This window comes from Chryseobacterium piperi (genome assembly GCF_002285635.2).
GTDB classification, from domain to species: domain Bacteria; phylum Bacteroidota; class Bacteroidia; order Flavobacteriales; family Weeksellaceae; genus Chryseobacterium; species Chryseobacterium piperi.
Genome location: NZ_CP023049.2, coordinates 1,235,604 through 1,255,543 on the forward strand (window position 1 = coordinate 1,235,604; position 19,940 = coordinate 1,255,543).

Annotated in this window: 20 protein-coding genes; 12 read left to right on the forward strand and 8 right to left on the reverse strand. The window is 34.2% G+C overall.

The genetic code is table 11. The annotated features are described in order from the left end of the window. Window positions 1-156: 156 nt before the first annotated feature. The gene (locus tag CJF12_RS05465; protein ID WP_228379075.1) at window positions 157-588 is read right to left on the reverse strand and encodes an NIPSNAP family protein; all 432 of its coding nucleotides are present in this window, start codon (window positions 586-588) and stop codon (window positions 157-159) included. Between the two features lie 162 nt (window positions 589-750). Between CJF12_RS05465 and CJF12_RS05470 the strand changes: the two genes are divergently transcribed. Both CJF12_RS05470 and CJF12_RS05475 read left to right on the forward strand, forming a co-directional pair. Then, window positions 751-1,365, forward strand: a complete 615-nt coding sequence (locus CJF12_RS05470; RefSeq protein ID WP_034682808.1) for a phosphatase PAP2 family protein — start codon at window positions 751-753, stop codon at window positions 1,363-1,365. Further along, window positions 1,362-1,829 (forward strand): BlaI/MecI/CopY family transcriptional regulator, encoded by a 468-nt coding sequence (locus CJF12_RS05475; RefSeq protein WP_034682810.1) that lies wholly within the window; start codon window positions 1,362-1,364, stop codon window positions 1,827-1,829. The genes CJF12_RS05470 and CJF12_RS05475 overlap by 4 nt, the downstream gene beginning before the upstream one ends. Window positions 1,830-1,950: 121 nt before the next feature. Here the strand turns inward: CJF12_RS05475 and CJF12_RS05480 are convergent, their stop codons facing one another. Further along, a complete protein-coding gene (locus CJF12_RS05480) occupies window positions 1,951-2,310 on the reverse strand; it encodes an RNA recognition motif domain-containing protein (RefSeq protein WP_034682812.1) in 360 nt (119 codons plus the stop codon). A gap of 579 nt (window positions 2,311-2,889) precedes the next feature. Here CJF12_RS05480 and CJF12_RS05485 point away from each other — a divergent pair. From CJF12_RS05485 to CJF12_RS05520, 8 genes are all read left to right on the forward strand, one after another. Then, the gene (locus CJF12_RS05485; protein ID WP_034682814.1) at window positions 2,890-3,285 is read left to right on the forward strand and encodes an acyl-CoA thioesterase; all 396 of its coding nucleotides are present in this window, start codon (window positions 2,890-2,892) and stop codon (window positions 3,283-3,285) included. After that, entirely contained in the window at window positions 3,282-3,842 is a 561-nt protein-coding gene (locus CJF12_RS05490) for a helix-turn-helix domain-containing protein (RefSeq protein WP_051887227.1), read from the forward strand. The genes CJF12_RS05485 and CJF12_RS05490 overlap by 4 nt, the downstream gene beginning before the upstream one ends. A gap of 208 nt (window positions 3,843-4,050) precedes the next feature. Then, window positions 4,051-6,909, forward strand: a complete 2,859-nt coding sequence (locus tag CJF12_RS05495; protein ID WP_034682818.1) for a heavy metal translocating P-type ATPase — start codon at window positions 4,051-4,053, stop codon at window positions 6,907-6,909. A gap of 58 nt (window positions 6,910-6,967) precedes the next feature. Beyond that, a complete protein-coding gene (locus tag CJF12_RS05500; RefSeq protein WP_034682821.1) occupies window positions 6,968-7,711 on the forward strand; it encodes a DUF72 domain-containing protein in 744 nt (247 codons plus the stop codon). A gap of 124 nt (window positions 7,712-7,835) precedes the next feature. Then, window positions 7,836-8,690 carry a polysaccharide deacetylase family protein gene (locus CJF12_RS05505; RefSeq protein WP_034682825.1) on the forward strand — a complete coding sequence of 285 codons (855 nt, stop codon included), beginning with the start codon at window positions 7,836-7,838 and terminating at the stop codon, window positions 8,688-8,690. 103 nt (window positions 8,691-8,793) lie between these two features. Beyond that, window positions 8,794-9,453 carry a YggS family pyridoxal phosphate-dependent enzyme gene (locus CJF12_RS05510; protein ID WP_034682828.1) on the forward strand — a complete coding sequence of 220 codons (660 nt, stop codon included), beginning with the start codon at window positions 8,794-8,796 and terminating at the stop codon, window positions 9,451-9,453. A gap of 56 nt (window positions 9,454-9,509) precedes the next feature. Beyond that, complete coding sequence (locus tag CJF12_RS05515; protein WP_034682830.1) at window positions 9,510-10,694, forward strand: sigma-54-dependent transcriptional regulator; 1,185 nt, start codon at window positions 9,510-9,512, stop codon at window positions 10,692-10,694. A 71-nt stretch (window positions 10,695-10,765) separates the two neighbouring features. Beyond that, a complete protein-coding gene (locus CJF12_RS05520; protein WP_034682832.1) occupies window positions 10,766-12,127 on the forward strand; it encodes an MATE family efflux transporter in 1,362 nt (453 codons plus the stop codon). Window positions 12,128-12,157: 30 nt separating this feature from the next. On the opposite strand, the gene CJF12_RS05525 is transcribed toward CJF12_RS05520, so the two are convergent. Further along, on the reverse strand, window positions 12,158-12,721 hold the full coding sequence (locus CJF12_RS05525; RefSeq protein ID WP_034682834.1) for a Crp/Fnr family transcriptional regulator: 564 nt from the start codon (window positions 12,719-12,721) through the stop codon (window positions 12,158-12,160). A 77-nt stretch (window positions 12,722-12,798) separates the two neighbouring features. Between CJF12_RS05525 and CJF12_RS05530 the strand changes: the two genes are divergently transcribed. Continuing rightward, the gene (locus CJF12_RS05530) at window positions 12,799-13,491 is read left to right on the forward strand and encodes an HAD family hydrolase (RefSeq protein ID WP_034682837.1); all 693 of its coding nucleotides are present in this window, start codon (window positions 12,799-12,801) and stop codon (window positions 13,489-13,491) included. Between the two features lie 155 nt (window positions 13,492-13,646). On the opposite strand, the gene CJF12_RS05535 is transcribed toward CJF12_RS05530, so the two are convergent. Continuing rightward, complete coding sequence (locus tag CJF12_RS05535; protein ID WP_034682840.1) at window positions 13,647-16,049, reverse strand: alpha/beta hydrolase family protein; 2,403 nt, start codon at window positions 16,047-16,049, stop codon at window positions 13,647-13,649. Window positions 16,050-16,170: 121 nt separating this feature from the next. Between CJF12_RS05535 and CJF12_RS19865 the strand changes: the two genes are divergently transcribed. Further along, complete coding sequence (locus CJF12_RS19865; protein WP_157759843.1) at window positions 16,171-16,329, forward strand: bacteriocin-like protein; 159 nt, start codon at window positions 16,171-16,173, stop codon at window positions 16,327-16,329. 67 nt (window positions 16,330-16,396) lie between these two features. Here the strand turns inward: CJF12_RS19865 and CJF12_RS05540 are convergent, their stop codons facing one another. From CJF12_RS05540 to CJF12_RS05555, 4 genes are all read right to left on the reverse strand, one after another. After that, complete coding sequence (locus tag CJF12_RS05540; protein ID WP_034682843.1) at window positions 16,397-16,825, reverse strand: DoxX family protein; 429 nt, start codon at window positions 16,823-16,825, stop codon at window positions 16,397-16,399. A 67-nt stretch (window positions 16,826-16,892) separates the two neighbouring features. Further along, entirely contained in the window at window positions 16,893-17,768 is an 876-nt protein-coding gene (gene era / locus CJF12_RS05545) for a GTPase Era (RefSeq protein ID WP_034682846.1), read from the reverse strand. Window positions 17,769-17,843: 75 nt separating this feature from the next. Continuing rightward, the gene (locus tag CJF12_RS05550) at window positions 17,844-18,740 is read right to left on the reverse strand and encodes a carbohydrate kinase family protein (protein WP_034682848.1); all 897 of its coding nucleotides are present in this window, start codon (window positions 18,738-18,740) and stop codon (window positions 17,844-17,846) included. Window positions 18,741-18,773: 33 nt separating this feature from the next. Further along, on the reverse strand, window positions 18,774-19,775 hold the full coding sequence (locus CJF12_RS05555) for a LacI family DNA-binding transcriptional regulator (RefSeq protein ID WP_034682850.1): 1,002 nt from the start codon (window positions 19,773-19,775) through the stop codon (window positions 18,774-18,776). Between the last annotated feature and the right edge of the window lie 165 nt (window positions 19,776-19,940).

Genomic DNA, 19,940 nt, shown 5'->3' on the forward strand with positions numbered 1-19,940 from the left:
CAACATTCTATCTATTATTTCCATGTTGTAATATATATGGAATCTGCTTATATATAAAGCTTTCGGTAAATAATAAATGCAACAGGAATATTAAAAAGAGATTACATTTTATCCCTTTCTTCTTTCATCTTTAATTATTGTTAACCTACTTTTTGGTTATTTTAACAGCCCCTTTTCCGGAGAAAATTCTGTAAGCCGTAGGGTTCTGTCTTCAATACTATTAACAAAATTGCCATGCAGTTTTGCTGTTTTAGCTTTAATTTCTTTCCATTCATTATCTGACATGAATCCTTCCCATGCCAACTTCATAGAAGTCTCATCTTTCCATTCCAGCAAATAAACAAATTCTGCTTTCTCTTTAAACTCCGATTCCCAAATAGCCACAATTGTAAAACCATATTTTTTCATGATTCTGAGAGCATGATCTCTGAATCTCTCCAGAAAAACCTGCTTGTTCTCCTTCGGAATTTCATAAATCCTTAATTGATGTATGGGAGGTATCATTGGAGAAGTATCTTGTTGATACAACGTTTGCCCGAAGATAGAACCACACCAAATAATCAGGAAGATAGTCAATAGTCTTTTCATAATGATGATATTAGAATTTGCGCCCAAGGCAAGCCTAATTAAAATTAAAAATTTTCTCAATACGAATCTTATTTATTGATAGAATTTTGTAAGCTCTTTAGTATATTTATCTTCATTTGTTTTTTGGGGTTATAATCTTATATTTGAGTTTTTAAATTAAACATGGAAGGAAAACAAACGTCTCTTATACAGAAAATTTCCAGGATTATCTCTGAGTTTTTCAGCCCTTTGGTATCATTATTTCTCTTTTTCATTTACAAAAGTATCCTCGAATATTCACTTCAAGACTCAATAATCTATTTTCTTCCAATTCTACTCATCATTATACTTCCTGTCATTATCTGGCTGGTCTGGAACGTAAAAACAGGAAGATATACGAATATGGATGTTTCAAACAGGGTTCAGAGAAAAACATTTTATATTTTCACAGCTACCTGCGTCATCTCTTATTTGATCTTTCATTATATTAAAAATGGGAGTATTGATTTTTTAATGATGTTTATCCTGGTTCTTCTTTTTGCTTTACAAATCAGTAACTTTTTCATTAAAAGCTCAATGCATACAGCATTCAATGTATTCGTTGCCGCATTGTTTTATTCATTAGACTGGAGGATAGGGATTATTTGGCTGGGAATTGCTATCTTAGTAGGAATTACGAGAGTAATACTAAAAAGACATACCGTAAAAGAAGTATTTATGGGCGCAGGAATAGCATTTGTTATTTCTTTTATTTATCTTTATTGTACGATACACTTTCAACATTCAAATATTTTATGAAAATAAATCATCTTACAACTGCAGAAGAAAACTTAATGAAGCTGTTCTGGAAGCTTAATTCATTTTATTTAAAAGATGTCATGGAGCAACATCCTGAGCCGAAGCCTCATCAAAATACCGTTTCTACCTATCTGAAAATATTGGTTGAAAAAGGCTACTTATCTACTCAGAAAGAAGGCAGGATTTTTAAGTATACCGTTACAATTCCACTCCAAGATTATAAGAAGTTTTTATTAAAGGAGCTTTCTCATCATTTCTTTCATGATTCCGGAAGAGAGATTCTTCAGTTCTTATTTGATGAAAACTTAATATCCCAGGAAGATTTGAAAGATTATTTTAATCTTAAGATCGAAATGAAACCTGTAAAAACAAAAGCCCCGAAATTGAAAATTGCGAATGAAATCTTAAATCCTAAGAAAGATAAAAAGACCGGGGATAAGAAAAAGAAGAAAAAGAAAAATTAACCTGTGTATGTAACTTCCAGGTATTTTGATTCTTATTGATATTGCTTATTCATTTTTATAGAAAAATCTTCCGGCAATATAAAGACATAAAAAAAGCGGCTTAAAAAAGCCGCTTATATTTTTACCAACGATTTCCACCGCCATTACCACGGTTGTTACCACCGCCGTAACCTCCGCCTCTGTTGTTTCCGCCTCCGTAACCACCACTACGGTTGTTATCGAAGCTTCTTCTTGGCTTCTCCTCTCTTGGCTTAGCTTCTGACACGTTAAGTGTTTTTCCGTTGAATTCTTTTTGATTAAGAGCTTCAATAGCTTGCTTTCCTTCTTCTTCACCCATTTCAATGAAACCAAAACCTCTTGAACGGCCAGTTTCTTTGTCTGTAATAATTTTGGCAGAAGATACTTCTCCAAATTCTGAAAATAAATCTTGTAACTCGTACTCTTTAGTTGAGTAATTGATGTTAGAAACAAAAATGTTCATTGTTAAATAAAATTATAAAAATTAATAAAAACTTGGTATATAAAAGAAAAGCAACATAAATTAATGAACAAATATTGATTCCAAATATAAACGTTCGCAAGATACAATTAAAAATTTCAAATCAAAGCTTTTTTATGAATATTTTATCATCACTTCTTAAACCAAAATATTTACTAACCTGATAATCAATAAACTAACAATACACACAATGGTGATTTTTATATGAAATTTAAGGATTATTTAACATTAAACCCTCATTAAAACCGTTTTATACAGTGCAAATCGGCAGTATAAATTTAATTAACGAATTAAAATCACACAAATCACACCCTTTTATTAAATAATTTCCAAAATTAAAATACAAAATACCTTTAAACTCAGTAAAACTATAGAAATCATAGATCAACTTTTCTAACATATCATGATGCTAAATCCTTCTACAAGTTTTCTTAAAATCAGAACAGATGTATGTACAAATCTATAATTGAGAAAATAAATAATTCTCTTTCAACAAGTAAATAGTATTGTTTTGATAAAGCGAGTTTTTAACACTAAATTTGTACCGCAAATTATTAAAAGATGAACTACCACACAAGAAAATGGGTAAAACCTGAAGATTTAAATCCTAATCACTCTCTTTTCGGAGGAAGATTACTACAATGGATTGATGAGGAAGCTGCACTTTATGCCATTATTCAGTTAGAAAATACCAAAGTTGTTACTAAATTTATTTCAGAAATCAATTTTATAAGTTCTGCAAAACAGGGGGATATTGTAGAAATAGGTATCGAAGTATCTGCATTTGGTTCTACGTCCATAACCTTAAGGTGTGAAGTAAGAAATAAAATGACCCATCAAACCATCATTACCGTTGATAAAATCGTAATGGTTAATCTTGGAGAAGACGGTAATCCTGTTGCTCATGGCAAAACTCAGGTTGAGTTTGTAAAAGACAGATTAAACAATCAATTATGAAAATCTTTATAAAAAATATGGTTTGCGGCAGATGCATTTCTGCCGTTGAGGGTATTTTTAATGATTTTAATATTAGTATACAATCAATACAGCTCGGGGAGGTAGAAACGGAAGCTGATATTTCAGAAGCTGACATTCAGTCCATTGAAGAAAAACTGGAAGAAACCGGCTTTGAAAGGATAAAAGACTCTGCTCACCAGCTTATTGAGAAGATAAAAAATCTCATTATTGTTAAAATAAGTGAACTCGACATCGACGAAGATTTCTTATTATCAGAATTTTTAGTTTCAGAGCTGCATAAAGATTATAGCTCACTATCAAAAACATTTTCACAAAACGAGAACATTACTCTGGAGCAGTTTTTTATTCTTCAAAAGATTGAAAAAGTAAAAGAGCTTCTTTTATACAACGAATTTACTTTAACCGAAATTGCTGGAAAACTAGGATATAAAAGTGTACAGCATCTGTCTTCACAATTCAGAAACAGTACAGGTTTTACTCCTACCGAATTTAAAAAACTGAAAATTCACAATCGAAAGCCTCTGGATTCAGTTTGAGAGTTTGAGAATATTAGCGTATTTTAAGTTCGTAAGATCTAATTAATTTTATGATAAAAGGACCTGTTACTTAAGAGAGCTACAACCTTTCACTCTCAAACCCTAATGCTCTCCAACTCAATAACTCCCAAATTTTATAACTATTATCCTTAAATTTATAACAGCACCCCGTTTCATTTTTGGAACTTTGTCATATAAATTTAGGATCATGGAACAACAATATAAAATACTGGGAATGACCTGCTCCGGTTGTCAGAAAAAAATTTCAGAAAAACTCAATAGCATTAACGGTATAACCGCTGATATTAACCTTGAAAATAATACCGCTACTATAAAGTCTGATAAAGCCATAGAACTTCATGCTCTTAATACAGCTTTAAAGGAAATTGGTAATTACCAACTGGAAGATCCTGATCAACCCGAAAAAACTTTTATCAAACCTCAGGATCGCATCTCCCCTTCTTCCGTATACTATTGTCCAATGGAATGTGAAGGAGATAAAGTTTACTTTAAGCAAGGAGAAAGATGTCCGGTATGTAATATGTACCTGGTTCCTATCGAGGAAAAACAAGCAAAAGACCCTAATTATAAACCCGCCTACTCTGCTTCTCATTTACCTGAAAACTTCAAAGACAGCATTGGAAAGGTTTACTGCCCGATGTTCTGTGAAGGCGACAAAGTTTATGATAAAAAAGGAGACTGTCCGGTTTGCCATATGCATCTGGAAGAAATTACCGAAGACCTGGTTAAGAACTCGGAATCATCTCACTCCCAGCATCATTCATCTCATAATCACAACCACAGCCATCATCATGAGGCTCCAAAAGTAACCGATGAAATGGCCGGACGATATTACTGTCCAATGTATTGTGAGGGAGATAAAACCTACGAAACGAATGTTGGATGTCCTGTATGCGGAATGGATTTGGTTAAATATCCTGAAAAGAAAACCGCAAAATACAGCTGTCCTATGCATCCTGAAATCATACGGGATGAGCCGGGAAGCTGCCCTATATGTGGAATGGATCTGGTAAGAATGCCGGATAGCGAAGGTGAAGAAGAAGATGAAACCTATAACATTCTCAAAAGAAAATTCATCATTTCACTGGTATTTACTATTCCTGTATTCATTCTTTCTATGGGAGGTATGTTTATCAGCTTTCCTTTCTCTCATCAAATTCAGGGATTTATCGAACTCTTTTTAACCCTTCCTGTATTATTTTATTCCGGATGGTTCTTGATGAAAAGAGGATGGATTTCATTTAAAACATGGAACCTGAATATGTTTAGTTTAATTGCTCTGGGTGTATCCGCAGCTTTCATATTCAGTATTGTATCCTTAGTATTTCCCGATATTATTCCTCACGAAATCCGAGGGCACAATCAGGAAATTCCTCTTTATTTTGAGGCAGTCTGTGTAATTTTAACCCTTGTTATTCTGGGACAACTCATGGAAGCGGCGGCGCATAAAAAAACTGGGAATGCTATCAGAGAATTGATGAACCTTTCTCCTGATGAGGCTAATCTTATCGTAAATGGAGAAGAAAAAAGAGTACTTCTTTCTCAAGTAAAAATTGGTGATTTATTAAAGGTTAAACCGGGAGAAAAAATTCCTGTTGACGGAAAGATAACTGAAGGAAGCTCTATTGTTGATGAAAGTATGATTACAGGAGAACCTATTCCTGTTGAAAAAAATATTGACGATAAAGTCTCCTCAGGAACTATTAACGGAAATCAGGTATTTATTATGAAGGCTGAAAAAGTAGGTGATGAAACCTTACTTTCACAGATCATCAAAATGGTCAATGAAGCCAGTCGAAGTAAAGCTCCTATTCAAAAGCTTACAGATAAAGTTTCCAAAATATTTGTTCCGACAGTTATTCTTATTGCTGCGCTTACTTTTGTTGGCTGGCAATTCTTTGGACCTGAAGGAAAGAGAAGCTTATTTGCTTTCGTAAATGCCGTAGCAGTTTTGATTGTTGCCTGTCCATGTGCATTAGGTCTCGCTACTCCAATGTCTTTAATGGTAGGAATCGGAAAAGGAGCTAAAAATGGTATTCTGATTAAAAATGCAGAAGCTCTTGAACAAATGAATAAAGTGAATGTTTTAATCACTGATAAAACAGGAACTTTAACGGAAGGGAAACCTTCGGTAGAACATATTGAAACCAGTAATAATGAAGATCAGAAGCTCATATTGAAACTAGCCTTCTCATTAAATCAAAACTCGGAACATCCGCTATCCAACGCTGTTATCAAAAAAGCAAAGGACGAGAACCTGAGTTCTGAAAAGGTAGAACACTTTGAAAATATCTCTGGAAAAGGAGTCAAAGGAAATATCAACGGAAAAACAGTTTATGTCGGAAATGAAAATCTGTTAACCTCTTATGAAATTAATATTCCTGAAAGTTTAAAGCAAAAAGCTGTAGAAGTACAATCAAAAGCGCATACGATTTCATATGTAGCACAAGACTCCACAGTTTTAGGGTTTATAAGTTTTACCGACAAAATTAAAGAAAGTTCTAAAAAGGCAGTTGAACAACTGATGAAAGAAGGTGTAGATATCATTATGATGACAGGAGATAATGAACATACTGCTAAAGCAGTTGCTGAAGAATTAGGCATTAAACACTTCAAAGCAAATTGCCTTCCGGAAGATAAACTGAATGAAGTTAAGAAATTACAAAAAGAAGGAAAGGTCGTTGCCATGACAGGAGACGGCATCAACGACTCCCCTGCTTTAGCCCAATCCAATATCGGAATTGCAATGGGAACCGGAACCGATGTTGCCATTGAGAGCGCTGAAATCACCTTATTAAAAGGAGATCTTATAGGAGTAGCAAAGGCTAAGCTACTTAGTGAAAAGTTATTGAAAAACATTAAAGAAAATTTATTCTTTGCCTTTATCTACAATGTTCTGGGAGTTCCTATTGCGGCAGGGTTATTGTATCCATTCTTTGGAATCCTGCTGTCTCCAATGATTGCAGCAGCAGCAATGAGTTTCAGTTCGTTATCAGTAATTCTGAATTCATTGAGACTCAACTCAGTGAATTTGGATATCAAATAGCTATTTAAAATTCTCCCGCAGATAACAACTCAACCTGCGGGAGATAAAAAATAAGATCATGAAAAAGGAGAATCTTTATATTGGGTGTTCAGGTTTCTATAACAATGACTGGAAGGGAACACTTTATCCTGAAAATACTCCAGGTAAAGATTTTCTTACATTATATAGTAAGGAATTTAATTCCGTAGAAATCAATTCTACATTTTACAGAAAACCTACAGCAAAAACACTGTCAAAATGGTTTGATGACACACCGGATTATTTTAGATTCTTTATTAAAATACCTAAAACAATTTCTCACGAGAAAAGACTTATAGAAAGTAAGGAAGAAATTTCTGAGTTTTGTAGACATATTCACACCCATTTGAAAGAAAAGCTGGCTGGTTTCTTATATCAGTTCCCTCCTTCTTTCAAAAAAACTAAAGACAACACTGATCTCTTGATTAGCAATCTTGACAGTCATTTTTTAAATGTCATTGAATTTCGTCATGAATCATGGTGGCACCAGGAAATTTTCGATATTCTAAAAAAGCATCACATCATTTTCTCAGGAGTCAGTTTTCCAGGTAATCTTCCCGAGGACATCATCATCAATGATGAAAAAATTATCTATTATAGACTTCACGGAAAACCCATCCTTTATAAGTCTGAATACTCAAATGAATTTCTTAACAATATTGCAGACAAAATACAAAAATCACAAAGAATAGCTTATATATTTTTCAACAATACCTGGGGAACTTCAGCAATTAAGAATTCGTTGTATTTAAAGGACATTTTACAAAGAGGAAGTCTTTCATAATTAATACATTAAAATATTATTAAAAACAGATTTCATACTTGATTTGGCATGCAATTCGCATATGAATTGTTAACATTAATTTGTAAAAATTAACAATTTTTAACAATAAATTTCCAACTCTTTTATGAAAAACTTTTTTGCGGAAAAGTCTCGAAATATGACTTTTCTTGGGATGTTTGCATTGGTGAGTGCAACTTCAATTTTACTTGACAGCTGTAATCAGAAAGAATCTGAGCAGATTATAAACAATGGCAATCCCGTCGCAAAAACAGTCCCCATATCGGATGAAGAAGAGGATTCATCAGGCAAAAGAGTGATCTATCTCACATTTGATGATGGTCCCAATCGTGGAACAGAAAATCTCCTGAAAATTTTACATAAAAGAAATGTATACGCCACAGCTTTTGTGGTCGGAAAACATTGCTATGACAGTAAAAAACAAAAAAGCGATATGGAGCTTTTAAAAAAAGATCCGATGGTGGAACTTGCCAATCACAGTTTTACCCATGCTCACAACAAATATTCCAACTTTTATAAAAACCCCGATGCAGTCGTTCACGATTTTGATCTTGCAAAAGATAGCTTAAAACTTTATGACAAAATAGCAAGAACACCGGGAAGAAACATATGGAGGCTGAATACCGTTAATTCTACTGATATTAAAAGCTCCACCAATGCAGCCAACAGGTTAAGAAAAGCCGGCTATAAAGTTATCGGTTGGGATTTGGAATGGAGACCCACCAATAGAATGGTATTGAAAGGGGATCATCAGGCTATGCTTAAAAAAGTAGACAGCGTATTTTTTAACAATTTGGAAAAAACATCAAGACATTTGGTTTTTCTGACCCATGATCAATATCTGGCAGATGCTGACTCTATTAACGAACTGGATCTTTTTATTGAAAAGCTACAGAAAACCAACCGCTTTGTCTTTAAAAAAATATCTGATTATCCGAAGGTCAATGAGATACTGAATTAGTTTATTCTACAATAAAAGGTTTATTTAAAGCTTATAAAAATTTTCATATTAAAATTTATAAAATCATTAGTTTTTTGCTTTTAGAATTCAGAAATTTGCAATTATGAGTATTCAAGAAAATTACAATAGCATTAAAAAACAGCTTCCCGAAGGTGTTCAGCTGGTGGCGGTCTCTAAAACCCATCCTGTTTCGGACATTCAGGTAGTTTATGATTTGGGGCAAAAGACTTTTGGTGAAAATAAGGTTCAGGAACTGCTGGAAAAACAACCCTTGCTTCCTAAAGATATTCAATGGCATCTTATTGGGCATTTACAGACTAATAAAGTAAAGTATATTGCAGAATTCATTGATACCATTCAAAGTGTAGATTCTGAAAAGCTTTTACTGGAAATTAATAAAGAAGCCGCGAAACACAACCGAACAATCAAGGTTTTACTACAGGTTAAAATAGCCAGTGAAGAAAGCAAGTTCGGCCTTGAAATATCCGAAGCCCAGGATCTGTTTCAAAAATACATAAATGGCGCTTTCCCAAATATCGAAATAACCGGGTTAATGGGGATGGCAAGTTTCACAGACGATGAACAACAGGTAAAAAGAGAATTTTTAACCTTAAAAAAAGTATTTAACGAATTAAATCAATTAAAAAAACTGGATACATTATCAATGGGAATGAGCAATGATTTCCCCTTAGCCATTGAATGTGGTGCTAATTCTGTAAGGGTGGGCTCTGCAATTTTCGGGTTAAGAGATTATTCTAAATAAAGTATTTAGGTATAATTTTTGCTAATAATTCAATCAAAAAATCTAAATTTGCAACTATGCAAAAAATCCTTATAGTAGAAGACGAAAAAGCAATCTCAGGAGTACTGCACAGTATTCTATCTGATGAACTAACCAATTATGAATTTGTTATTGCCGAAGATGGTTTAGAAGGCTATAAACATTTAGAAAAAGAAGATTTCGCATTGGTGATTTCAGACATAAAAATGCCTAAACTTTCAGGAACCGAACTTTTAAAACAAAGCTTGGCACTTAAACCTGAAACTACTTTTATCATGATTTCAGGACACGCGGATATTGACTCTGCCGTATCTTGTCTAAAGGAAGGAGCATATGACTTTATCTCTAAGCCGATTGATATCAACAGATTGATTACAAGCGTAAAAAATGCTTTGGTTAAAGAGACTTTAAAGAAAGAAAATAAAAATCTTCAAACTGAAAATAAAACGTTAAAAAAGAAGGTCAACAAAAAATACCAGATGATCGGTGACTCTCCTGCTTTACAGAAAATTCAGGATATGATCGAAAAGGTAGCTGTTTCTGATGCCAGAGTACTTATTACAGGACCTAACGGTGCCGGAAAAGAGCTTGTTGCCCACGCTATTCATAATCAAAGCGAACGTTCAAGAGGACCGATGATTGAGGTAAACTGTGCCGCAATCCCTTCTGAATTAATTGAATCAGAACTTTTCGGACACGTTAAAGGTTCTTTTACAGGAGCTATTAAAGACAAGCAAGGTAAATTTGAGCAAGCGACCAACGGTACTATTTTCCTTGATGAGATTGGAGATATGAGCCTTATCGCTCAGGCTAAAGTTTTAAGAGTGCTTCAGGAAAGTAAAGTTTCTCCTGTAGGAAGTGATAAGGAAATAAAAGTTGACGTAAGGGTACTTGCAGCAACTAACAAAAACATGCAGAAAGAAATTGAGGAAGGGAAATTCAGAGAAGACCTTTACCACAGGCTGTCTGTTATTGAAATTTACGTTCCCCCATTGGATGAGAGAAAAGAAGACATCAAGTTATTGGTAGACCATTTTTCAGGGATTATTGCTGATGAACATGGTACAGCCGTGAAAAAATTTGATGATGATGCTATCGATGCGCTTAAAGCTCTTTCCTGGACTGGAAATATCAGAGAGTTAAGAAATGTTGTTGAAAGATTAATTATCCTTGGTGGAAACACAGTCTCTAAAGAAGACGTTGCAAATTTTGTGAGAAAATAATTTAATTATAACCTAAATAAATTATAAAAAATTTGCAGTACTAACACTGCAATTTTTTTTTTATAAAAACTATGAGCTTTTTAAATAAAAATTATACGAAAGAATGCCTTACACTGGCTCTTCCGGTAATGCTTACCCAGGTAGGCCAGGTTTCAGTGAATTTATTTGATAATATTATCGTTGGGAAATTGTTAGGTGCAGATGCTTTAGCGTCCGTATCTCTGGGTAATGCCGTATTTTTCTCAATGTTCGTATTGGCACTCGGATTCTCTTTCGCGATTCCACCATTGGTTTCCGAAGCACATTCCAGAAATGATCATAAGACCATTAATTCTGTTTTCAGTCATGGGTTTGTGATTAATATGACCGTAGGATTTATCTTAATGGGAATTTTATTTTTAGGAATGCCTCTCCTCTATCATTCCGGGCAACCTGAAAAGATTGTTCCTAATACCGTAGACTTCTTAACAGTCATGGCAATAAGCATTATTCCTTTTATGGCATTTCAGACCTTAAGAGAGGTATCTGAAGGGCTATCTTACACCATCGGAGTAACCAAGGCAACTATCATTGCCAATATTATCAATATTGTCTTAAACTATGTATTTATCAAGGGGCTTTGGATATTTCCGGAAATGGGTGTGAAAGGATCTGCTTTAGCAAGTTTAATTGCCAGAATTTTCATGGTCGTATTCTTGTATTTTGTTCTGATAAAAGAGGAAAAAACGAGACGTTATATCAAAGACTTTTCTTTAAAAATGCAGGTTTTCTCCAGAAAAATGTTTGATAAAATGGTTAAACTGGGCTTACCAACTGCTTTACAAATGTTCTTTGAAGTAACAGCCTTTGCAGCAGCTGCATTTATTTGCGGATTAATTTCCGCTCATGATATTGCATCTCACCAGATTGCCTTAAGTACGGCTTCCTTTACCTTCAACTTATGCGTTGGATTTAGTGTGGCCTCTACTGTTATGATCGGTAGAAAAATGGGTGAACAAAACTATGTTGAGCTTAGAAAAGTGGGAATCAATAACCTGAAGATTGCATTTATTTTTATGTGTATCTGTGGTATTGCATTTATTTTGGCTAGAAATATACTTCCTACATTCTTTACCAAAAAAGAAGAAGTTGAAGTAATTGCCTTAGCTTCAAAGCTATTGATCATCGCTGCCCTATTCCAGTTATCTGATGGAATTCAGGTAACCGCATTGGGGATGTTAAGAGGTTTGCAGGATGTTAAAATACCTTCTCTCTATACATTTATTGCATATTGGGTGGTCACTATTCCTTTAGGATATTTTTTCTGTGTCACTTTAAAAATGGGAGCATTCGGAATGTGGATCGCTTTAGGATTAGGGTTAACAGTTTCTGCTGTCTTCCTGGTAAAACGATTTTTAAATATGTCTGCCAAGAAAATTAAGCAGAATGCATAAAATATAAGCGGTCTTTTCAGACCGCTTTTTTTATTCAAGTTTTTTCATAGATCTGTTTAAACTCCGGATCGTAATTCCCAGATAAGCAGCCATATCTTCTTTTGAAATATCAATTTCCTGTTTCGATTGGAGCTGCAATAGTTTTCCTAAATTATGTTCCGTAGTATACAGTTGCTGATACGATGCTCTGCTTGAAGTATTAATGATGCGCTCGGCAAACGAATCAATCAGTAAATTATTAAATGTCAGATCATTTTTAAACAAAAAACTAAAATGAGAAATGGAAATTGCATAAACTTCAACATCGGTCATTGCTTCAACATTACATAAACAGGGAATTTTTTTGATAAACTCTATTTCGCCCAGAATCTCCCCTTTTCCCAGAAATTCCATAATAAATTCTTTATCATTTTCTTCTGTAAAATAACATTTGGTTATTCCTTCTTTGATAAGCATTATTTTGGAAGGTTTTTCATCCTGTGTTAATAGTCTTTCCCCTTTGAGGAATGATCTGATCACAATATCTTCCTTGCGCTTTTGCGTATCGTAAAGCTGCTCTAAATAGCTTAAAAATGATTCATTAGTTCGTAACATAACTTATTCGGGACAAATGTCCTTTTATTATCTATTTTTTATTTTGATTTTTGCAGACAGAAATGTACAAAACTAAAATGAAAAATAATATAACAACCATTGCTTTTGACGCAGATGATACTTTATGGGTCAATGAGCCTTATTTCCAGGAAGCAGAAAAAGAATTTTGTCAGCTTCTGGAAAACTTTCTCCCACAACATTCAGTATCTCAGGAGCTGTTTAAAACCGAAATGCAAAACCTTCATCTCTATGGTTATGGTGTTAAAGGATTCATGCTATGCATGATAGAAACGGTTAGCAGAGTTTCAAATGGTACGGCACCCATTCAGCTGGTAGATAAGGTCATTGAGATTGGCCAGGAGCTTCTTCAAAAACCGATCGAACTTTTAGAAGGAGTACAGGAAACATTAGAAAGCCTAAAAGGAAAATACAGACTGGTAGTAGCTACTAAAGGAGATTTATTGGATCAGGAACGAAAACTCAAAAACTCCGGATTACAAGATTATTTTCATCATATAGAGATCATGAGTGATAAGAAAAACAGCGATTACGAAAAGCTGTTAAAACATCTTGATTGCAAACCTGAGAACTTCCTGATGTTAGGAAATTCAATAAAATCAGATATATTACCGGTATTGGAAATTGGCGGATTTGCAGCACATATCCCTTATCATGTTACCTGGTCTCATGAACAGCATGATTATCAACTGGAACATAAAAACTTTATGGAACTTAAAAGTATTAATGAAGTTCTGCAACACTTAAATTAGTATTGTTTATCATATTTGACTGACTGTCCAAAGAAAAAAACTTTGGGCAGTTTTATTTTAGTATAGAACTTTATTTTTAACCACAAATTCATTTATTCCTGTATTTGTGCTTCAAAAAAAGAAGCCATCTCATTTTGAGACAGCTTCTTTTATTTTTATTTCTTCAGACATTTTTCTAAAAACTGATCTTGTTCCCATAGAAGATGAAGAATATTTTCTTTTGCTGCGTAGCCATGTGCTTCCTTAGGGAGAAGAACCATTTTTACAGGGGCTCCAAGATTTTTCAATGCCTGGAAGTATCTTTCCGTCTGTAAAGTAAACGTCCCGGGATTATTATCTGCATCCCCGTGAATTAGTAATAATGGGGTTTTCATTTTATCAGCATTCATAAAAGGAGACATCGTGTTGTAAATTTCAGGAACATCCCAATAATTTCTTTGTTCAGTCTGGAAACCGAATGGAGTCAACGTTCTGTTATACGCCCCACTTCTTGCAATTCCACAAGCGTAATCCTTGGAATGAGTCAAAAGATTAGCCGTCATAAAAGCACCATATGAATGTCCTCCTACAGCTACTTTATTTCTGTCAATATACCCTAACTTATCCACTGCATCAATGGCAGCTTTTCCGTTGGCTACCAGTTGAGGAATAAAAGTATCATTAGGTTCGATTTTTCCTTCTCCGATAATTGGGAAAGCCGCATCATCCAAAACAGCATACCCCTTGGTTGTCCAGTATATGAAAGAACCATAGGACGGGAAAGTAAAATCATTCGGATTCTGCGTATTCTGCCCTGCCGTATTCTTATCTTTATATTCTGTAGGATAAGCCCAGATCAACAACGGTAATTTCTCTTTTTTTGCTTTTCTGTCATAGTTCGCAGGCAAATAAAGAGTTCCGGTTAACGTCACTCCATCATTTCTTTTGTAGGTAATCACCTCTTTATATACATCCTTAATGCTTTCAAAAGGATTCGGGAAGTTGGTTACTGCTTCCGTTTTATTATTTTTTATATTTTTCCTGAAATAGTTAGGATACTGACTCGAGGACTGCTGGATAGTTAAGACCTCTCCTTTAGAAGGATTCATAATATCAATAATCTCCTCCTTAGCATTTTTCAGATTGGAAGTATACAGTCTTTTCTTTTTCAAAGTTTTCACATCCATTTCGTCGATGAAAGGATGCTGTCCATCTTTTGTAAAACCGTCTCCGATCAGATAAGCCTTCCCTTCTTTCATATCTACAACCGTTCTTCCAAATTGATTTTTTGTTGTATTGAAATTTCCCGGATCATTATAAACATCCTGAAAATTTCTATCATCAAATACTTTAGATTCACCACTATTCAAATCGATTAAAAATGACTTTGTATTTCTCGTATCATACCAGTCTTCAGAAACAATCGCATAATGATCATTGGTCCAATTGGTTCCTTCATATCTTTGTCTGGTTTTAAAGAACGATTTTGGTGCTCCATTAAACGGTGCCTCCCAGGTAAAGATCTCATCCCTGTATTCTGCTGTTTTAGACTGATCACCACCATCCAATGCTTCAGCATAGACTAAAGCTGCAGGAACATCACTTCTCCATTCCATATCTCGTTTGCCTGTCCTCACTGAAGCAAACCCTTTAGGCATAATTTCATTTAAAGGAACTTCATTCACCGCTTTTACTACATTTCCTTGGACATCATAAACTGTCGTCGTCATAGGAAATCTATAATAAGGAACGATATATGAAAAAGGTTTCTTCAAAGTCGTTACCATTAAATAGTTTCCATCAGGTGAAAAGCTAAGACCTGAATACATATCCTTATCTTTTACTTTCTTCAGGTTGCCGTTGAGATCAACATTATAAATATCAGAAGCAGTAAGAATTTCAAAATTCCTCTCATCCTGAGGATTCTTAAGAAGATCTTGATATGTCCTGTTTTGAGATACTTTACCATCAGCAGTTGACACAATCGGACCTGTTGGTAAATCTTTGCTGGAATCAATCAGTGCAGGTCTGTTTTGAGGAAGCAATTTAATCAGTAAGTTTTGAGAGTCTTTATACCAGAGATAAGGACTTCCTAAGTTTGCGTTAAGCTGATCACCAGTTATTTTTTTAGCAGAGGCAGTTTCCAGATCTACTACCCAAAGCTCCACACCTTTACTTGTTGTATTGGTAAAAGCTAATTTCTTTTCATCCGGAGAAAAAGAAATATTGGTAATTTTTGGATGAGAAGGCAAACCTTTTACCTGTACCTCATTTTTATCGTTTATTTTTCTAACCTTCAGATTATTCAAATATGTAATAGAGCTCGAAATATTGGTCGCAGGATTGATTCTGAGTCCTCCCAGTTTCATTTCCTGCTGGCTGAGATCTTCCAAAGTTTTATAAGTTGGACGATACGTAAATACCACCCAATCTTTTTTACTGTTCATCAAAACACTTGGAGGTCTTTCGTAATCTGCAAGTTTAAGAATTTCAGCAGATGGTTTTTGATAAATAATACTTTCCTGAGCTTCGTAGAAATTAAGAAACGCAAGGAGGCAGATAGTCAGCTTTATCTTCATTATATTTCATTTTTCACGAATTTAGTGAATTTTACACTCACAAAATATAAATAGTAAAGCTTATTATTGTGGCTTATTGAAAATAAGACTACTTTAGTTTTTCTAAATAACCAAAAATAATATGAAAAATTTACGCAAAATTTCAAAGAAAAATTTAAAAACCATTCAAGGCGGAAGTGCTCCAGAATGTCCGGATGGATATAATCCATGTATGATATTTGACGAGAGTGGTCATTGGGAATGGACTTGCGTCTGGGCATCTTTACCATGCAGACCTTAATAAAAATAAATAACAAAAAGAGCATACCTTAAGTATGCTCTTTTATATTATTTTATCATAGTATTATCTACCAGTCAGATGCTCTTTTACGCTTTTCAATCATATGATCAATAGAGAATTTTCCGGCTCCGAATGTCATTATCAGAAGATATACGGAAAGATAAATTAATGCCAGTTCTCTTTTATCAAAAGGATCTCCTGCATGAACTACAAAAACGGCAATCACCATTGTAAAAATCAAAAATCCCAATGATACCCTTGTAAACAATCCCAGAATAAGAAGAATGGAACAAACAAATTCTGCCAATATGGTAAGAATTAAAGAAATCTGAGGGCCCAGCCCCAGGAAATCAAAAAATTCAATTTTCCCGCCTTCCAATAGCATCTGAAGTTTGGGAAATCCGTGAGAAAGCATGGCAAATCCAATAAAAACTCTCACGATTAACAGAACGATATCTCTAAATATAGGATTAGAATTTGAGTTACTATAATTCATGTAATGAAAATTTAGATTAAAGATAGTAAAAATCTTTCTATACAACGATGTTTATTGACCTTTTAGTCTATCGGTATCCGAAATTTTTTAAATCTCTATCGTTTTTTCGCCAATCTTTTTTCACTTTAACGAACAAATTCAGATGAATTTTTTTATCAAAAAACTTCTCCAAATCTATTCTGGATTCTGTTCCTACCTTTTTGATTGCCTCACCTTTATGTCCAATAATGATTCCTTTTTGAGTATCTCTTTCTACATAAATAATTGAGTCAATAAAAATAATACCTTCTTTTTCCTTGAACTGTTCTGTTACCACTTCCACAGAATAAGGAATCTCCTTTTCATAATTCAAAAGAATTTTTTCTCTGATCGTCTCGTTGACAAAGAATCTTTCAGGCTTATCTGTAAATTGATCCTTGTCATAATATGGTGGACTTTCAGGTAGCATAGATTTAAGCTTTGGCAGAATAACATCTGTATTGAATGCATTCAATGCAGAAATAGGCAGAATCTCAGCTTTCGGAATTCTGTTATGCCATTCTTCCACCAGTTTTTCTAATCCTTCCTGATTGGTTTTATCCACTTTATTAAGCAGAAGCAATACAGGAACAGGGATTTTATTTAATTTTTCAATTAAAAACTCTGAAGGCTCAGCCTTATCAGTAACATCTACAATGAATAAAAAGACATCAGCATCCTGTAATGAATCTTTTACAAAATCCATCATTTTCTCCTGCAATCCGTATTTTGGGTCTAATACTCCCGGAGTATCAGAAAATACGATCTGTAGGTCTTCTTCATTATAAATTCCAAAAATTCGGTGTCTTGTTGTCTGTGCCTTTTGCGTCACAATCGCCAGCTTCTCCCCCATTAGCTGGTTGAGAAGCGTTGATTTTCCTGCATTAGGTTTTCCAACTATATTTACAAATCCTGATTTGTGCATAAAAAATTATATTACGGATGGCAAAGTTACTAAAAGAAAACCGGTCTTTAGGATTATTTTTAAAGATTTAGTTTTTTAGTTTTGATCCCTGAATGCCTGAAATTCTTCATAAGTATAATCAGGACAAGCTCCGGGTTTGGAGGTTATAAATGCTCCAAGGGCAGTCGCTTCCTTCATAATTCTTTCAGGCCTCTCTCCTTTAATTCTTTGAGAAATAAAACCGGCAAGAAAAGAATCCCCACTTCCTACAGTATCTGCAATGGTAATAGGAACTGCCGGAAAGCTATAGCTTTGGTCTCCCACAAAATACCGGGCTCCTTTACTTCCTTTGGTAAGAATAATTTCTTTAATTCCAAAATGATTTTGAATGAAAGCCGCACTTGCGTCCTCATCGATATATTCTTCATTAAGGAATTCCATAATCTTCCTCATTTCGGCCTTATTCATTTTAACAATATCTGATTGATGCAAAAGCTGTTTAATCAAGTCCACATCAATAAATGGGGGTCTGAAATTAACATCAAATACCTTAATTTTGGCCAGTTCTAAAAGCTGGAAAAGAGTGGTCCGTGTCTTTTCATTTCTCGCTGAAAGACTTCCAAAAACAAAAGCCTCCGCATTAGAAACCAATTCTTTATGTGCAGGTAAAAACTCAATATAATCCCAGGCTACATGATTGGTGATTTCATAGCTCACCTCATTATGTTCATCGACAGTAGCAATAACGGTACTGGTTGGTTTTTCATCATCAACCTGTATATAATCTGTAGTGATTCCCCAGTTTCTAATCTGATCGATCAGCTTATTTCCCAGTTCATCATTGCCAATCCGGCTCAGCATCTTAGCATCTATCCCTGATTTATGGACATTATAAGTAACATTAAATGGTGCTCCACCTGCTCTTGATCCCTGAGGAAAAATATCCCAAAGTACCTCTCCGAAACATACGACATATGATTTTTTTTGCATCATTAGATTAAACGTTTAATTAAATTATAAAAAATTTTACTTCACTGATTTCCTGATCACTAATTCAGCTGGACAAACAGCCTTCTCCGCTTCGTCAGAAAAATTTTTGATCTGCCCATCCAAGAGCTTGATCGCCTGTACAGCCATCTCCTCCAAGGGTTGTCTAATATAAGTAATTTCTGTAGGAAATAAGCTATAAGCATCAATTCCATCAAAAGCAATTACAGAAACATCTTCCGGAACTCTAATTTTATTTTTAACAAGATAATGTAATCCAGCGATAGCTATTTTATTATTTAAAAAATAAAGTGCTGTTTTCCTGGAAGTAATTTTAAAGTGTTTTTTAAGTTCTGCATGAACTTCATCTGAAACCTCTCCCATTTCCACCAAAATTTTCGTTGAAGTCAGACCCATTTCTGAAATTTTTCTTTCAAACCCATATTGTCGATCCAGCAAATGAGGTAAATCTGTTTTATATCCTATATAAATAAGCTCTTCAACATCATGTTTAATAAAATAGTCAAACACCTGCTCAGAAATCTCAAAATTATTAAGGGTAACCGCAGGAAGATCAATGTCTTTAAGATAATAATCTATAGAAACTACCGGATATTCATCTCTCAACAATCTTTTAACAGCATCATCCGATCCAGTAACCGGAGTTACAATCATCCCGTCTACCTGCTGGCCTGAAAAGAGTTCTGTGAGTTTACCAAATTTATCCGCATTCTCATCTGAGCTCCCAATCAGAATTGTATATCCCAGTTTCATTGCTTCATTTTCTATACATCGGGCAATGTTAGAATAGAAATCATTAGAAATATCCGGAACAATCAATCCGATGAGTTTACTATTACTCATTTTAAGGCTTCTGGCAATTTTATTGGGGGTATAGTGAATTTCCTCAGCAATTTTTAAAATTTTATCTTTTGTCGATTCACTGATACGGCTTCCTTCTTTTTTATTTAAAACATAGGAAACAGTTGCTACAGAAACCCCTGCAATTCTTGCGATATCTTTTATAGAAGCTCTTTTCATTATATTAATTAGGGTACAAAAGTATTTTATAAAATATTTAAAACAGTCAAAGTATTTTATAAAATTTCAAAAATTATTCTACTTTTTACGTCTTTTTAAAATGATATAAAATAATTAGCAAAATACTAAAACCCAATTAATTAAAAAAGCAAATTAGATACTTAT

Coding starts and splice junctions, on each gene's coding strand:
- CJF12_RS05465 (WP_228379075.1), bottom strand. CDS start 588: ATGAAAAGACTATTGACTATCTTCCTGATTATTTGGTGTGGTTCTATC.
- CJF12_RS05510 (WP_034682828.1), top strand. CDS start 8,794: ATGAGTATTCAAGAAAATTACAATAGCATTAAAAAACAGCTTCCCGAA.
- CJF12_RS05505 (WP_034682825.1), top strand. CDS start 7,836: ATGAAAAACTTTTTTGCGGAAAAGTCTCGAAATATGACTTTTCTTGGG.
- CJF12_RS05540 (WP_034682843.1), bottom strand. CDS start 16,825: ATGAATTATAGTAACTCAAATTCTAATCCTATATTTAGAGATATCGTT.
- CJF12_RS05515 (WP_034682830.1), top strand. CDS start 9,510: ATGCAAAAAATCCTTATAGTAGAAGACGAAAAAGCAATCTCAGGAGTA.
- CJF12_RS05535 (WP_034682840.1), bottom strand. CDS start 16,049: ATGAAGATAAAGCTGACTATCTGCCTCCTTGCGTTTCTTAATTTCTAC.
- CJF12_RS05490 (WP_051887227.1), top strand. CDS start 3,282: ATGAAAATCTTTATAAAAAATATGGTTTGCGGCAGATGCATTTCTGCC.
- CJF12_RS19865 (WP_157759843.1), top strand. CDS start 16,171: ATGAAAAATTTACGCAAAATTTCAAAGAAAAATTTAAAAACCATTCAA.
- CJF12_RS05480 (WP_034682812.1), bottom strand. CDS start 2,310: ATGAACATTTTTGTTTCTAACATCAATTACTCAACTAAAGAGTACGAG.
- CJF12_RS05550 (WP_034682848.1), bottom strand. CDS start 18,740: ATGATGCAAAAAAAATCATATGTCGTATGTTTCGGAGAGGTACTTTGG.
- era (WP_034682846.1), bottom strand. CDS start 17,768: ATGCACAAATCAGGATTTGTAAATATAGTTGGAAAACCTAATGCAGGA.
- CJF12_RS05470 (WP_034682808.1), top strand. CDS start 751: ATGGAAGGAAAACAAACGTCTCTTATACAGAAAATTTCCAGGATTATC.
- CJF12_RS05530 (WP_034682837.1), top strand. CDS start 12,799: ATGAAAAATAATATAACAACCATTGCTTTTGACGCAGATGATACTTTA.
- CJF12_RS05500 (WP_034682821.1), top strand. CDS start 6,968: ATGAAAAAGGAGAATCTTTATATTGGGTGTTCAGGTTTCTATAACAAT.
- CJF12_RS05520 (WP_034682832.1), top strand. CDS start 10,766: ATGAGCTTTTTAAATAAAAATTATACGAAAGAATGCCTTACACTGGCT.
- CJF12_RS05485 (WP_034682814.1), top strand. CDS start 2,890: ATGAACTACCACACAAGAAAATGGGTAAAACCTGAAGATTTAAATCCT.
- CJF12_RS05555 (WP_034682850.1), bottom strand. CDS start 19,775: ATGAAAAGAGCTTCTATAAAAGATATCGCAAGAATTGCAGGGGTTTCT.
- CJF12_RS05495 (WP_034682818.1), top strand. CDS start 4,051: ATGGAACAACAATATAAAATACTGGGAATGACCTGCTCCGGTTGTCAG.
- CJF12_RS05475 (WP_034682810.1), top strand. CDS start 1,362: ATGAAAATAAATCATCTTACAACTGCAGAAGAAAACTTAATGAAGCTG.
- CJF12_RS05525 (WP_034682834.1), bottom strand. CDS start 12,721: ATGTTACGAACTAATGAATCATTTTTAAGCTATTTAGAGCAGCTTTAC.